The following is a 13,920-nucleotide window of genomic DNA, read 5'->3' as shown; positions in this document are numbered from 1 at the left end:
GCGCGACGTGGATTCGCTTTCACGATCCGAAGCGCGGCCTCACTCGCCGCGCGGCTTGCCCTTGAAGCCCGGCTTGAAGTTGCCGCCCTTGTGCCCGCCGGGCTTGAAGCCGCCCTTCTTCGGGAAGCGCGGTGCAGCGCCTTCGAGCTCGCCGCTGTCGTCCTTCGACGGGTCGTAGGCCTTGAGCATCAGGGCCTGGCCGGCGACGCGCACCTTCTTCAGGTGGGCCATGATCTCCTTGGGCATGCCCTCCGGCAGATCAACCAGCGTGTCGTTGGTGCGGATGTTGATGCGGCCGATGTGCCCGGCTTCGAGGCCGGCCTCGTTGGCGATGGCACCGACGATGTTGCCCGGCTTCACCTGGTGGGCGTGGCCCACGGCGATCCAGTAGGTCGCGAAACCCGGCTCCGGCGCGCGCGGCGCGTCGAACTTGGCCGGACGCGGCTTCGGCGGGCCGTCCTCGCGCGGGGTGCGCATTTCGGGGCGCCAGCTCATCGGCTCGCCGCGCGGTTGGCGCGGCAGCTTGTCGAAGTCCACGCGCTCACGGCGCTCCGGACGCTCGCCGCGCTCTTCCCGCTCCATGCGCGGCTCGCGGGCGTTCGGATCGAGCAGCAAGGAGGTATCGCCCTGCACCAGGCGGGCCAGCGCCGCGGCGATCTCGATGGCCGGCACGTTGTGCTCGGTCTCGTAGCGCTCGACGAGGGCGCGGAAGGGCTCGATGCCCTCCAGCTGGCGAGCCTGCGTGATGCGGTCGAGGAAGCGGCTGATCCGCGAATCGTTGACGGCCTGCACGGAGGGCAGGGTCATCGGCTCGATCGGCTGGCGCGTGGCGCGCTCGATGGCCTTCAGCATGCCGCGCTCGCGCGGGCTGACGAACAGGATCGCTTCGCCGCTGCGCCCGGCGCGGCCGGTGCGGCCGATGCGGTGGACGTAGCTCTCGGTGTCGTAGGGGATGTCGTAATTCAGGACGTGGCTGATGCGATCGACGTCGAGGCCTCGAGCCGCCACGTCGGTGGCCACGAGGATGTCGATCTTGCGGTCCTTGAGCTGCTGGATCGTCCGCTCTCGCTGCGCCTGCTGCACGTCGCCGTGGATGGCTGCGGCGGCGAGGCCGCGGGCGGCGAGCTTCTCGGCAAGTTCCTGCGTGGCCTGCTTCGTGCGCGCGAAGATGATCATCGCGTCGTAGGTCTCGGCCTCGAGGATGCGGGTGAGGGCATCGAGCTTGTGCAGACCGCTGACCATCCACATCCGCTGGCGGATGTTGGTGGCCGTGGTGGTCTTGGCCTTGATGGCCACTTCCACCGGGTCCTTGAGGTAGGTCTGGGCGATGCGCTTGATCGGCGGCGGCATGGTCGCCGAGAACAGGGCGACCTGGCGCTCCGGCGGGGTCTTCTTCAGCACCGCCTCGACGTCGTCGATGAAGCCCATGCGCAGCATCTCGTCGGCTTCGTCGAGCACCAGAGCCTTTAGCTTCGAGAGGTCCAGCGAACCGCGCTCGAGGTGGTCGATGACGCGGCCGGGCGTGCCGACGACGACGTGGACGCCACGCTTGAGGGCGCTCAGCTGCGGGCCGTAGGCCTGGCCACCATAGATCGGCAGCACCTGGAAGCCGGGGATGAAGGCGGCGTACTTCTGGAAGGCCTCGGCGACCTGGATCGCGAGCTCGCGGGTCGGGGCAAGCACCAGCACCTGCGGCGCGCCGGCGGCGCTGCTACCGATGCGGGTGAGCAGAGGCAGGGCGAAGGCGGCGGTCTTGCCGGTGCCGGTCTGCGCCTGGCCGAGGACGTCGCGGCCGTCGAGCAGTGGTGGGATGGTGGCGGCCTGGATCGGCGAGGGCGACTCGTAGCCCACGGCGGCGAGGGCCTTCATCAGGGCATCGGACAGGGCAAGGTCGGCAAAGCGCAGCGAGGGCGCTTCGTTGGAGGTTTCGGTATCGGCGCTCATGGCGGCCTCGAGAGTGCCGGCTGAAGCGCCCGGCGGGAAGGGCGCGGAGTTTACCCGACCTTCGGGCCCGCCACCCCAACGGGAGCCAACCGGCGGTTTGGCCGGGCGGGGAGGTGCTGCAGCCACCGCGTAAACTCCGACCCATGCCTCTGCTCACCTTGAATCGCGTCGACTACGGCGTCGGCGGCCCGCGCCTGCTCGACGGTGTCGACCTCGCCATCGAATCCAACGAACGCATCGCGCTGATCGGCCGCAACGGCGCCGGGAAGTCCACGCTGCTGAAACTGATCGCCGGGGAGATCGTCCCCGACGACGGCGAGCGCCGCCTCGAGGGCGGGGTGCGCGTGGCGCGACTCGAGCAGGAAGTGCCCGCGCATCTCGACGGCTCGATCTACGACGTCGTCGCGGATGGCCTGGGCTCGGTGGGCCACGACATCGCCGAGTTCCACCACCTGAGCCACGCCGACGAGATCGACATGGACGCGCTCGGCCGGGTTCAGGCCCGCATCGACGCCGCCGACGGTTGGCGGCTCGAAGCCAAGGTCGATGCCACCCTGACCAAGCTCGGCCTCGACGGCGAACTGCCCTTCTCCGCGCAGTCCGGCGGTCTGAAGCGCCGCGTGCTGCTGGCCCGCGCCTTCGTGGCCGAGCCGCAGATCCTGCTGCTGGACGAGCCCACCAACCATCTCGACATCGCCGCCATCGAGGCGCTTGAAGCCGCGCTGCTCGACTACAAGGGCTCGATCGTCTTCGTCACCCACGACCGGCGCTTCCTCAAGGCGCTGGCCACGCGGATCGTGGAAATCGACCGGGGCTCCTTGTCGAGCTGGCCGGGCGACTGGGCGAACTACCTGCGCCGTCAGGAGGAGCGCGCCCATTCGGAAGCGCAGGAGAACGCCAAGTTCGACAAGCTCCTGGCGCAGGAGGAAGTCTGGATCCGGCAGGGCATCAAGGCCCGCCGCACCCGCGACGAGGGGCGCGTGCGCCGCCTCGAGGCGATGCGCCGCGAGCGCGCTGAGCGCCGCGACAAGACCGGCAACGTCAAGATGGCCTTGGCGGAAGGCCAGCAGAGCGGCCGCAAGGTCATCGAAACCCAAGGACTCACCTTCGGCCACGGCGAGCGGACGCTCGTCCGCGACCTCGACCTCAGTGTGATGCGCGGCGACCGTATCGGCCTGATCGGCCCGAACGGCAGCGGCAAGACCACCCTGATCAAGCTGCTGCTCGGCGACCTCCAGCCGCAGTCCGGCGAGGTGAAGCAGGGCACGGGCCTGCAGGTGGCCTACTTCGACCAGTACCGGATGGCGCTGCGCGAGGACTGGAACGCGCTCGACAACGTGTCGCAGGGTGCGGAGTTCGTCGAGGTCGGCGGCCAGCGCAAGCACGTGATGGGCTACCTGCAGGACTTCCTGTTCACGCCCGAGCGTGCCCGCGCGCCCATCCACAAACTCAGCGGCGGTGAACGCAACCGCCTGCTGCTCGCCCGTTTGTTCGCCCAGCCCTCCAACCTGCTGGTCATGGACGAACCCACCAACGACCTCGACGTCGAGACGCTGGAACTGCTGGAGGAACTGCTCGGCGAGTACCCGGGCACCCTGCTGCTGGTCAGCCATGACCGCGACTTCATCGATTCGGTGGCGACCTCGACGCTGGTCATGGAAGGGAACGGCCGCGTCGGCGACTACGTCGGCGGCTACACCGACTGGCTGCGGCAGCGCCCGGCGGCGAGCGTGGCCGCGACCTCGGGGGCCGTGGCCAAGTCCGCACCGCCCGCGCCCGCGGCGCGCACGGTGCCGGCGACGGAACCTGCCAAGCCCGCCGCACCGAAGCGCAAGCTGGGCTTCAAGGAGCAGCGTGAACTCGAAGCCTTGCCGGGTCGCATCGATGCCCTCGAGAACGAGATGGCGTCGCTCACCGATGCCCTGACAGCGCCGGGCTTCTATGCGAAAGACAGTGGGGCCCAAGCCGCGCACCACGCACGGATGGCCGCCGCGCAGGCCGAACTGGATGCCGCATTCGCCCGCTGGAGCGAACTCGACGGCTGAGGCTGCTCCCACCGCCCTCGAGGCGGCGACGCGGGTTCAGGCCACGCGTTCGAGCACGAGACCGAGTGAACGCGGCGGTTCGCCGCGATTGCGCAGGGCGTCGCCGAGCGAGGCCTGTTCCGAATAGGCGTTCGCGGCGGCCTCGCGGCGGGCCAGCTCGGCCCGCGCCCGCTGCTCGATCCGGGCGCCCAGTTTGGCGATGGCCAGGTCGGCGCCGGAGGGTTCCGCCGGGGCGAGGGCCGCGGCCTGGATCCGCTCGCCTTTCTCGAGATTCGCTTCCGGATCGTCGCTGGTCTCGCTGGTGTCGATCTCGACGCTGCCGCCCACGGCGTAGCGCTTGCCGTCCGGGCCGGTGATGTAGCTGTAGCTTGGACCGGACTTCAGCAGGCCGCCAGCGGCCGCCATGTGGGCCTGTTCGTGTTGGCGCACTTCGCGGTCGCGGGCCTGCAACTGCTGGATTGCCACCCGCGTGCGAGCGTCCTCGAGGGGATTGCGCGGGCTGCCTGCGGTCACCGGGACAGCGGCACGAAGGGTCTGCGGCTGGGTCGATGCCGGCGCCAGGGCCACCGCTGGCAATGGCGCGGCCACCGCCTCCGTCTTGGACGGGGCGGACGCGGGGGCCGAAGGAGCGATGGACGGGCCGATCAGCATGGGCAGTCCGGTGCGCGGAACACCGGCACCTTACGCCCGCCGCGGCCCCCGTGTCGTGATGCGGCGCACGATCAGCCGGGGGTCAGCCGCCGACCATGCAGAACGCGTTGAACTTGTTGCCGTCGAGGTCGCGGAAGTAGGCGGCGTAGAAGCCGCCACCGCGGGGGCCCGGCGCCCCCTCGTCCGTACCGCCGAGCGCCAGGGCCTTGGCGTGGACCGCGTCGACGTGGGCCGGGTCGCGGCAGGCCAGGGCGAGCATGCTGCCATTGCCGACCGTCGCCGGCTGTCCGTCATGGGGATAGAGCACGCCGAAGCCGGTGCCGCCATCCTTGCCCTCCCAGGCCTTGAACTTGCCCGGCTCCTCCATGAATACCTTGGCCTCCATCAGGACGAGCAGGGCATCGAAGAAAGCGACGGCGCGATGGATGTCGCGCGTTCCGAGGGTGGCGTAACCGATCATCGCGAGTCACCGGGCGTGGGAGAGTAGGGCAGCCTAGCGCCCCGGCTTGCGGCCCACCACCGCGCGGCGCAGCATCGGGGCATCTTCCGGGGAGAGCGACGATGGCGAAACGAGCGGCCAACGCGGCGATGTGGATCGGATGGGCCCTCGTGGCGGCAGGCGCGGCCTCGGCAGCCGAGACGTCGAATCCCCGTCGATGGGTGATCACCGTGGACAACGGCACGGTCGCCGGTGAACAGACGCTCGCCTGCGACGCTGCCGGCGAATGCCGCGGACGCTTCATTTTCAAGGACAACGGCCGCGGCCCGGAGCTGGACGAGGTGTTCCGGATCGCCAACGACGGCAGCCTGCTCAATTATCGCGCCACCGGGGCGACGACCTTCGGTTCGAAGGTGGACGAGCGCTTCGACGTGCAGGGCCGGAAGGCGACTTGGTCGAGCAGCACGGAGCAGGGCGAAAGCAATTCGCCGGGTGGACGCCTGTACGTGCCCTTCAGCCAAAGCGTGGCGCTCGCTGAAGTGATGTTCCAGGCCGCGGCGCGTCGTGGGAACACCCTCGACCTGCTGCCCTCGGGCCGGATGACCCAGCGGGAGATCACGCGCACCACGGTCGGCGAAGGGGCCAGCCGTCGCGAGATCGCCCTGATCGCCCAGAGCGGCCTGGGGCTCACGCCCTCGTTCGGCTGGGTCACCACCGGGGACGAACCGACCTTCTTCGGATTCATCGTTCCGGGCTATCTCGCCGCGTTACCCGAGGGCTACCAGGCCGACGAGAAGCGCCTTGGCGAACTCCAGCTGGCCGCGGAGGCCGAGATCCTCGGCGGATTGAACCAGCGGCTGGCCACCCCGATGCCCGGCCTCTCGGTCATCCGCAATGCCCGCGTGTTCGACAGCGAGGCTGCCAAACTCGGCGAGGAACTGAGCGACGTCTACATTCTTCGCGGCCGCATCGCCGCCGTGCTGCCCGCCGGCAGCGACGCCCGCGGCGCGGCGCGCACGCTCGACGCCGAGGGGCGGGTGCTGCTGCCCGGCCTGTTCGACATGCATGGCCACGTCGGTCGCTGGGAAGGCGGACTCAACCTCGCCGCTGGCGTCACGACGGTGCGCGACATGGGCAACGACAACGCCACGGTGCAACGCATCATCGACGAGACCGCGCGTGGCGAGGTGTTCGGCCCGCAGGTCGTGCCGGCCGGGTTCCTCGAGGGCGAGAGCCCGTACTCCGCGCGGAACGGGTTCGTGGTGAGCACGCTGGAGGAAGCGAAGGCCGCCATCGACTGGTACGCCGCGCGCGGCTATCCGCAAATCAAGGTCTACAACAGCTTCCCGCGCCAGCACCTCCGCGAGACCGTGGCCTACGCGCATTCCCGCGGCCTGCGCGTCAGCGGCCATGTGCCGGCCTTCCTGCGCGCTCGCACCGTCGTCGAATACGGCTTCGACGAGCTGAACCACGTCAACCAGGTGCTGCTCAACTTCCTCGTCAACGACAAGACCGATACGCGCACGCTGGAGCGCTTCTACCTTCCGGCGGCGCGCACCGGCGAGATCGACTTCGACAGCGCGCCGGTGCAGGACTTCATCCGGCTGCTCGACGAGAGAAAGACCGTCGTCGATCCGACCCTCGCCACCTTTGATTTCCTGCGGCAGAAGGACGGCACGGTGTCGCCGGCCTACGCCGCGGTGGCCGACCACTTCCCGCCGAGCGTGCAGCGCGGCTTCCGCAGCGGCGGGATGGAGATTCCCGACGACGCCACGCAACAGCGCTACGAGAAGAGCTATCTGGCGATGATCGATTTCATCGGCCGCCTGCACCGGGCCGGCGTGCCGCTCGTGGCCGGCACCGACGCGATGGCCGGATTCACGCTGCAGCGCGAGCTTAAGCTCTACACGATGGCCGGCATTCCCGCGAACGAGGTGCTGCAGATCGCGACGCGGAACGCCGCGCGCTACAGCGGGCTCGCCAGCGAACGTGGCCGCATCGCGAACGGCTTCGTCGCCGACCTTGCCCTCGTCGATGGCGACCCGACCGCGGACATCACCGCACTCCGGCGTATGGTGACGGTGGTGACGCAGGGCAAGCACATCGACCCGACCGCCGTCTACCAAGAATTGGGCATCAAGCCCTTCGTCGATGGAGGCCCGCGATGGGTGGAAAACGGCCCAGCGGCGCCGTCGGGAGCATCGAGCGGCCGTTGAGACCGCGTACACTTCGAGCTTTCACTCAGTCGCCGGATCGACCGACCCCATGAGCGCCCCGAACGCCGCCCCCAACCCCGAACTTTCCGCCCTGGCCACGGCTGCAGCGAACTCGGGACCTGACGGGGCGGCGCTGTCGCGCTTCGTCGAACGGTTCTACGCCAGGGTGCCGCAGGAGGATCTGGTGCTTCGCCCCGCCGACGCCTGGTTGGCCGTGGCCCGGGACATGCTCGCGTTCGCCGCCGGTCGCGCCGCAGGTGCCCCGAAGCTCCGCCTGCTGAATCCGGAGTCTGCGCCGCAAGGCTTCGGCAGTTCGGCCACGGTGCTGCAGATCGCCAATGACGACATGCCCTTCCTCGTCGACTCGGTGAGCATGGCGCTGGCCGAGCGTGGCATCGGCATCCACCTGCTCGTGCATCCGGTCATCGACGGCGAATCGTTGATGCACATCGAGATCGACCGCCAAGCAACGGAGGACTTCGCCGGCATCCAGCAGGGCATCGAAGGCGCCCTCGCCGACGTGCGCGCCTGCGTGCAGGACTGGGCGGCGATGCGCGACATCATGGTGCGTGCCGCCGACGAGATGTCGACCCGCGCGCTGCCGGTCAACGACGTCATCCGCGCGGAGTCTCAGGATTTCCTCCGCTGGGCCACGGACAACCACTTCACCTTCCTCGGCTACCGCGAATACCGCGTGTCGGGAGACGGCGCGGAGCGCACGCTCGCCCCGGTGGAGGGCAGCGGCCTCGGCCTGATGCGCCACGCCTCCACCCAGCGCCCGCGTGCGGTCAGCGAATTCGTCGCGCCTCGCCATGCGGGAGAGCGGGACGTACTGATCCTGACCAAGACGAATGCCCGGGCGACGGTCCATCGCCCCGGCTACATGGACTACATCGGCGTGCTGGTCTATGACGAGAACGGCGTGGCGGTTGCCGAGCAGCGGTTCCTCGGCCTGTACACCTCGGGTGCCTACAACCGCCGCCCGTGGGAGATCCCGCTGGTGCGCCGCCGGCACGACCAGATCATGGAGCGCTCGGGCCTCTCCGCCGCCAGCCACAGCGGCAAGGCCCTCCGCCATATCCTCGACACGCTGCCGCGCGACGAGCTGTTCCAGAGCTCGGCGGATGAACTCTTCACCACGGTGATGGGCATCCTCGCGCTGCAGGAGCGGGTGCGCAGCCGCCTCTTCCTGCGCCGCGACCGCTACGGTCGTTTCTTCTCGGCGCTGGTGTACATCCCGCGCGACCGCTTCAGCGGCGAGGTGCGCAACCGCATCGAGACGCTGCTGCGCGACGCATTGCAGGGCGAGCGCCTCGATTCCGGCATCAGCATCGGCGAGTCCCCGCTGGCGCAGATGTACCTCGTCATCCGACCGAGGGCCGGCGCCACCGTGCAGGCCGACGCGGCCGCCCTCGAGCAGCGCATCGCCGCCATCGTCCGCAACTGGCAGGACGGCCTGCGCGATGCGCTGGTGCGGGCCAAGGGCGAGAGCGACGGCCTGCGGCTGGCCCGCCGCTTCGCCAAGGGCCTGCCGCCCGGCTACATCGATGCGGTCACGCCGGAGATGGCGGCGCAGGACCTCGTCCGCGCCGACCAGCTCGCGACCGAGAAGGACCTCGCCCTCTCGCTTTACCAGGGCGATGACGGCCTGCGCTTCAAGGCCATGCGCCTCGACCGCGTGATCGCCCTCTCCGACGCGCTGCCGATGCTCGAGAACCTCGGCCTGCGCATCCTGTCCGAACACCCCTACGAGCTCGAAGCCGACGGTCGCCTGGTGGCGATCCAGGATTTCGTGGTGCAGGCCCAGCGCCCGCTCGGCGACCTCGCCGCGGCGCGCGCCGATTTCGAACAGGCGTTCGCGCGCATCTGGTCCGGCGACGCCGAGAACGACGGCTTCAACAAGCTTGTGCTCGCCGCTGGCCTGACTTGGCGCCAGGTGGCGATGCTGCGCGGCTACGCCAAATACCTGCTGCAGACCGGCGTGCCGTTCTCGCAGGCCTACATGGAAGAAACCCTGGTGCGCTACCCGCTGGTGGCGCGCCTTCTGGCGGAACTCTTCGAGGCGCGTTTCAACCCGGCACGCGGCGGCGCCGATGCCGCGCGCAGCGCCGCAACGCGCGATTCGCTGGCCCGCGTGCTGGCCGGGCTTCCCGAGGCCGACCGCACCGCGCTCACTGCCGCCGTCGATGCCGCCGCAATGGCCACAGGACTCGATCGCAACGCCGCGATGGCGGGGATCGAAGAAGCGATGGGCGCCGTGCTGGAGAAGGTGTCGAGCCTCGACGAAGACCGCATCCTGCGCAGCCTGAAGGCGGTGATCCAAGCCACGCTGCGCACGAGCTTCCACCAGACCAAGGGCCGCGACTACATCAGCTTCAAGTTCGACCCGTCGAAGGTGCCGGACCTGCCGAAGCCCAAGCCCTACCGCGAGATCTTCGTGTACTCGCCTTGGGTCGAGGGCGTGCACCTGCGCTTCGGGCCGGTGGCCCGCGGCGGCCTGCGCTGGTCGGACCGCCGCGAGGACTTCCGCACGGAAGTGCTCGGCCTCGTCAAGGCGCAGATGGTGAAGAACACGGTGATCGTGCCGGTGGGTTCGAAGGGCGGCTTCTTCCCGAAGCGCCTGCCGTCCTCGGCCGACCGCGACGCGTGGATGGCGGAAGGCATCGCCAGCTACAAGCGCTTCATCAACGGCCTGCTCGACATCACCGACAACATCGTCGAAGGCAAGATCGTCCCGCCGGTCGACGTCGTTCGCCATGACGCCGACGATCCGTACCTGGTCGTCGCCGCCGACAAGGGCACGGCCACGTTCTCCGACATCGCCAATGGCATCAGCGCCGAGCACGGCTTCTGGCTGGGCGACGCCTTCGCCTCGGGCGGCTCGGTGGGCTACGACCACAAGGGCATGGGCATCACCGCGCGCGGCGGCTGGGAGTCGGTGAAGCGCCACTTCCGCGCCATGGGCCGCGATTCGCAGACGCAGGATTTAACCTGCGTGGGCGTGGGCGACATGTCGGGCGACGTGTTCGGCAACGGCATGCTGCTCTCGAAGCACATCCGCCTGCTGGCGGCCTTCGACCACCGCCACATCTTCCTCGACCCGAACCCGGATTCCGCCCGCTCGTTCGTCGAGCGCGACCGTCTCTTCAAGCTGCCGCGTTCGAGCTGGGACGATTACGACAAATCGCTGATCTCGGCCGGGGGCGGCATCTATCCGCGCTCCGCGAAGCACATCCCGGTGAGCCCGGAAGTGCGCGCGGCGCTCGGCATCGAGGGTGACGTCGAGCAGATGACGCCGGCGCAGCTGATGAACGCCATCCTCAAGGCGCCGGTGGACCTGCTGTGGAACGGCGGCATCGGCACCTACGTGAAGGCCAGCACCGAAACCCACGCCGACGCCGGCGACCGCGCCAACAACGGCTTGCGCGTGGACGGCCGCGAGCTGCGCTGCAAGGTGGTGGGCGAGGGCGGCAACCTCGGCATGACGCAGAAGGGCCGCATCGAGGCCTGCCTCGCGGCCGGCGTGCTGCTCAATACCGATTTCATCGACAACTCGGCCGGCGTCGACACCTCGGACCACGAGGTGAACATCAAGATCCTGCTCGGCGGGGTCATGGCCCGCGGCGGCCTGACGCTCGAGCAGCGCAACACGCTGCTGGCCGAGATGACTGACGAGGTCGGCGACCTGGTGCTGAACGACAACTACCGGCAGAACCAGGCCATCAGCCTGATGGAGCGGATGAGCATCCCGCGCCTTGGCAGCTTCCAGCATCTGATCCGCACGCTGGAATCGCAGGGCCTGCTGGACCGCGCCATCGAGTTCCTGCCGTCCGATGCCGAGTTCAGCGACCGTCGTTCGCGCGGGCTCGGCCTCACGCGCCCCGAGCTGTCGATCCTGCTCAGCTACGACAAGATCGTCATCTTCAACCAGCTGCTCGACAGCGACGTGCCTGAGGATCCCTACCTCTCGCGCGAGCTGCAGCGCTATTTCCCGAAGGCGCTGCAGGAGCGCTACGCGGCCGACATGGAAGGCCACCGCCTGCGCCGCGAGATCATCGCCACGGCGGTGACCAACTCGATGGTCAACCGGATGGGTTCGACCTTCGTGCTGCGCATGCAGGAAGACACCGGCGAGCAGCCGGCGCAGATCGCCAAGGCCTACACCATCGCCCGCGAGATCCTCGACGCGCGCCAGTGGTGGTCGGCGATCGACGCGGCGGACCTCAAGGTGCCGGAATCGGCCCAGATCGACGCCCTGATGGCGGTCTGGAACCTGCTGCGCCAGTACACCCGCTGGATGCTCAACCTGCCGGGCGAGCACCTCGTGATCGCCTCCATGGTCGAGCGCTATTCGGCCAGCCTCGGCGAACTGCGCGCGGTGCTGCCGAAGTCGTTGCCGGGCGAAGCCAAGGCACAGTACGACGCCAGCATCGACGCCTGGACCCGCAAGGGCTTCGCTCCGGCACTGGCGGCTGATTTCGCGGCGCTGCCCTTCCTCGCCTACGGCCTCGACATCGTGCAGATCGCCCTGCAGCGCAAGCTGCCGGTCGCCGACGTCGCCCGCGTGTACTTCTCGCTCTCCGACGCGCTGCACACCAAGTGGCTGATGGACCAGGTGGAGTTGCTGCCGGTCGAAGGCCGCTGGCACGCCCAGGCCCGTGGTGCGCTGCGCGACGAACTGCAGCAGCAGCAGAGCACGCTGGTCGGCCAAGTGCTGGCCGGCAAGGGCGCCGCCGATGCCGTCGGTGCGTGGCTCTCGCGCGAGGATTCGACCCTGCGCTACACGCTCGCGATGTTCGCGGACATGCGCAACCTGCGTGGCATGGATTACGCGACGCTGCTGGTCGCGGTACGCCGCCTCGGCCAAATCGCCGCGGCCGGCGGCCGGGTCGGCTGACGGGGCCGGCCGGGATGGCGTTCTCCCGCATCGCGTTCCTGGCGAGCCCCACGGCGGAAGCCGAGGCGGCCCGCCAGGCGCTCGAGGCCGTGCACGGCCCCTGCGCGCCGGCCGACGCCGAAGTGCTCGTGGCTCTGGGCGGCGACGGCTTCATGCTGCAGACCCTGCATCGGCACGGCGGGCTGGGCCTGCCGGTCTATGGCATGAAGCTCGGTACGGTCGGGTTCCTGATGAACCAGTACCGCGCCGACGGCCTGCATGAGCGTTTGGCCCGCGCTCGCCACAACGTGCTGCGTCCGCTCGAGATGGAGGCAGTGACCGAAGGCGGGCAGACGATCAACTCCTTGGCCTACAACGAAGTCTCGCTGCTACGGCAGACGCGCCAGACGGCGCACCTGCGCATCGCGGTGAACGGCCAGCGCAAGCTGGATGAACTGGTGTGCGACGGCATGCTGGTCGCGACCCCGGCGGGGTCTACGGCCTACAACTACTCCGCGCACGGCCCCATCCTTCCGCTCGGATCCGAAGTGATCGCGATGACGCCGATCGCTGCGTTCCGGCCCCGCCGCTGGCGCGGCGCGTTGCTGCGGTCCGATGCCGAGATCGGCATCGAGGTGCTCGACGCCCTCAAGCGGCCGGTCAGCGCCACCGCCGATTCGCATGAGGTTCGCAACGTCGTCGAGGTCCGCATCCGCGAATCGCGCACGCAGACGGTCACCTTGCTGTTCGACCCGGAGCACGACCTCGCGGACCGCATCCTCAACGAGCAGTTCGAGAGTTGATGCGCCCGCTGGTCGTCGCCATCACCGCTCGGGCGCTGTTCGATTTGGAGCACGGCCACGCGCTGTTCGAACGCGAGGGCCTCAAGGCCTACGCGGCCTACCAGCGAGAGCGCGAGGACCAGCCGCTGCAGCCCGGCATCGCGTTCCCGCTGGTGCGCAAGCTGCTCGCCTTGAACTCGCTGCTGCCGCCGGGCGTGCCGCCGGTCGAAGTGATCCTGCTCTCACGGAATTCGGCGGATACCGGCCTGCGCATCTTCAATGCCATCGAGCACTACGGCCTCGGCATCGTGCGCGCGGTGTTCACCAGCGGTGCCGACACCCACCCCTACATCCAGCCGTTCGGTGCCCAGCTGTTCCTCAGCGCCAACCCCGCCAGCGTGCGCAGCGCGCTCGAGCATGGTGTCGCGGCCGCGACCATCCTGCCGACCGGACTACCGCCGGTGGACCGCCATCCGCAGCTGCGTATCGCCTTCGACGGCGACGCCGTGATCTTCGGCGACGAGAGTGAACGCGTTTCGCAGGAGGAAGGGCTGCAGGCCTTCCACGACCATGAGACGGAACGGGCGCTGGAGCCTCTCTCCGGCGGCCCGTTCCGCGGCTTTCTCTCGGCGCTGCACACGCTGCAGCAGGCCCTGCCGGCCGCCGATCCGCCGATCCGCATCGCGCTGGTCACCGCGCGTTCGGCACCGGCGCACAAGCGGGTGATCCTCACGCTGCGCGAGTGGGGCATCCGCCTCGACGAGGCCCTGTTCCTCGGGGGGCGCCCGAAAGGCCCATTCCTCGACACCTTCGGTGCCGATATCTTCTTCGACGATTCGATGCACAACATCGAGAGCGCGATGCAGCACGTGGCCGCCGGCCATGTCCCGCACGGAGTCTCGAACGAGTAGAGGCCGCAGTACCCCACGCGCCGACGCTGGATGCGACGGCGAACCACAGGAGGGCG

The 13,920-nt window shown here is 69.2% G+C and carries 8 protein-coding genes; 5 read left to right on the top strand and 3 right to left on the bottom strand.

All coding sequences use genetic code 11. The features are described 5' to 3' along the window. Positions 1–39: 39 nt before the first annotated feature. A complete protein-coding gene (locus O9280_RS05275; RefSeq protein ID WP_298339752.1) occupies positions 40–1,944 on the bottom strand; it encodes a DEAD/DEAH box helicase in 1,905 nt (634 codons plus the stop codon). A gap of 143 nt (positions 1,945–2,087) precedes the next feature. On the opposite strand from O9280_RS05275, the gene O9280_RS05270 reads away from it, so the two are divergent. Next, positions 2,088–3,989, top strand: a complete 1,902-nt coding sequence (locus tag O9280_RS05270) for an ATP-binding cassette domain-containing protein (protein ID WP_298339749.1) — start codon at positions 2,088–2,090, stop codon at positions 3,987–3,989. A 36-nt stretch (positions 3,990–4,025) separates the two neighbouring features. On the opposite strand, the gene O9280_RS05265 is transcribed toward O9280_RS05270, so the two are convergent. Together O9280_RS05265 and O9280_RS05260 are read right to left on the bottom strand one after the other, a co-directional pair. Further along, a complete protein-coding gene (locus O9280_RS05265) occupies positions 4,026–4,640 on the bottom strand; it encodes a putative metalloprotease CJM1_0395 family protein (RefSeq protein ID WP_298339746.1) in 615 nt (204 codons plus the stop codon). A gap of 82 nt (positions 4,641–4,722) precedes the next feature. Then, entirely contained in the window at positions 4,723–5,100 is a 378-nt protein-coding gene (locus O9280_RS05260; RefSeq protein ID WP_298339743.1) for a VOC family protein, read from the bottom strand. A gap of 101 nt (positions 5,101–5,201) precedes the next feature. Between O9280_RS05260 and O9280_RS05255 the strand changes: the two genes are divergently transcribed. Genes O9280_RS05255 through O9280_RS05240 form a run of 4 tightly spaced genes read left to right on the top strand, consistent with a single transcriptional unit; the run spans position 5,202 to position 13,864 of the window. Further along, positions 5,202–7,295: an amidohydrolase family protein gene (locus O9280_RS05255; protein ID WP_298339740.1), complete on the top strand. Its 2,094-nt coding sequence runs from the start codon at positions 5,202–5,204 to the stop codon at positions 7,293–7,295. A 49-nt stretch (positions 7,296–7,344) separates the two neighbouring features. Continuing rightward, positions 7,345–12,192, top strand: coding sequence for an NAD-glutamate dehydrogenase (locus O9280_RS05250; protein WP_298339737.1), 4,848 nt, complete (start codon positions 7,345–7,347; stop codon positions 12,190–12,192). A 14-nt stretch (positions 12,193–12,206) separates the two neighbouring features. Then, complete coding sequence (locus O9280_RS05245; protein ID WP_298339734.1) at positions 12,207–12,974, top strand: NAD kinase; 768 nt, start codon at positions 12,207–12,209, stop codon at positions 12,972–12,974. Beyond that, the gene (locus tag O9280_RS05240) at positions 12,974–13,864 is read left to right on the top strand and encodes a 5'-nucleotidase (protein WP_298339732.1); all 891 of its coding nucleotides are present in this window, start codon (positions 12,974–12,976) and stop codon (positions 13,862–13,864) included. Before O9280_RS05245 ends, O9280_RS05240 begins: the two co-directional genes overlap by 1 nt. Positions 13,865–13,920 lie beyond the last annotated feature (56 nt).

The organism is Silanimonas sp. (assembly GCF_027531545.1).
Taxonomy (GTDB): Bacteria; Pseudomonadota; Gammaproteobacteria; order Xanthomonadales; family Xanthomonadaceae; genus Silanimonas.
Note: the sequence above shows the minus strand (reverse complement) of the source record. Positions and strands in the feature narration are given on the sequence as shown.

What these genes read in the sequence shown, in the direction of transcription:
- O9280_RS05275 (WP_298339752.1), bottom strand. Translation starts at nt 1,944, where the DNA reads ATGAGCGCCGATACCGAAACCTCCAACGAAGCGCCCTCGCTGCGCTTT.
- O9280_RS05270 (WP_298339749.1), top strand. Translation starts at nt 2,088, where the DNA reads ATGCCTCTGCTCACCTTGAATCGCGTCGACTACGGCGTCGGCGGCCCG.
- O9280_RS05265 (WP_298339746.1), bottom strand. Translation starts at nt 4,640, where the DNA reads ATGCTGATCGGCCCGTCCATCGCTCCTTCGGCCCCCGCGTCCGCCCCG.
- O9280_RS05260 (WP_298339743.1), bottom strand. Translation starts at nt 5,100, where the DNA reads ATGATCGGTTACGCCACCCTCGGAACGCGCGACATCCATCGCGCCGTC.
- O9280_RS05255 (WP_298339740.1), top strand. Translation starts at nt 5,202, where the DNA reads ATGGCGAAACGAGCGGCCAACGCGGCGATGTGGATCGGATGGGCCCTC.
- O9280_RS05250 (WP_298339737.1), top strand. Translation starts at nt 7,345, where the DNA reads ATGAGCGCCCCGAACGCCGCCCCCAACCCCGAACTTTCCGCCCTGGCC.
- O9280_RS05245 (WP_298339734.1), top strand. Translation starts at nt 12,207, where the DNA reads ATGGCGTTCTCCCGCATCGCGTTCCTGGCGAGCCCCACGGCGGAAGCC.
- O9280_RS05240 (WP_298339732.1), top strand. Translation starts at nt 12,974, where the DNA reads ATGCGCCCGCTGGTCGTCGCCATCACCGCTCGGGCGCTGTTCGATTTG.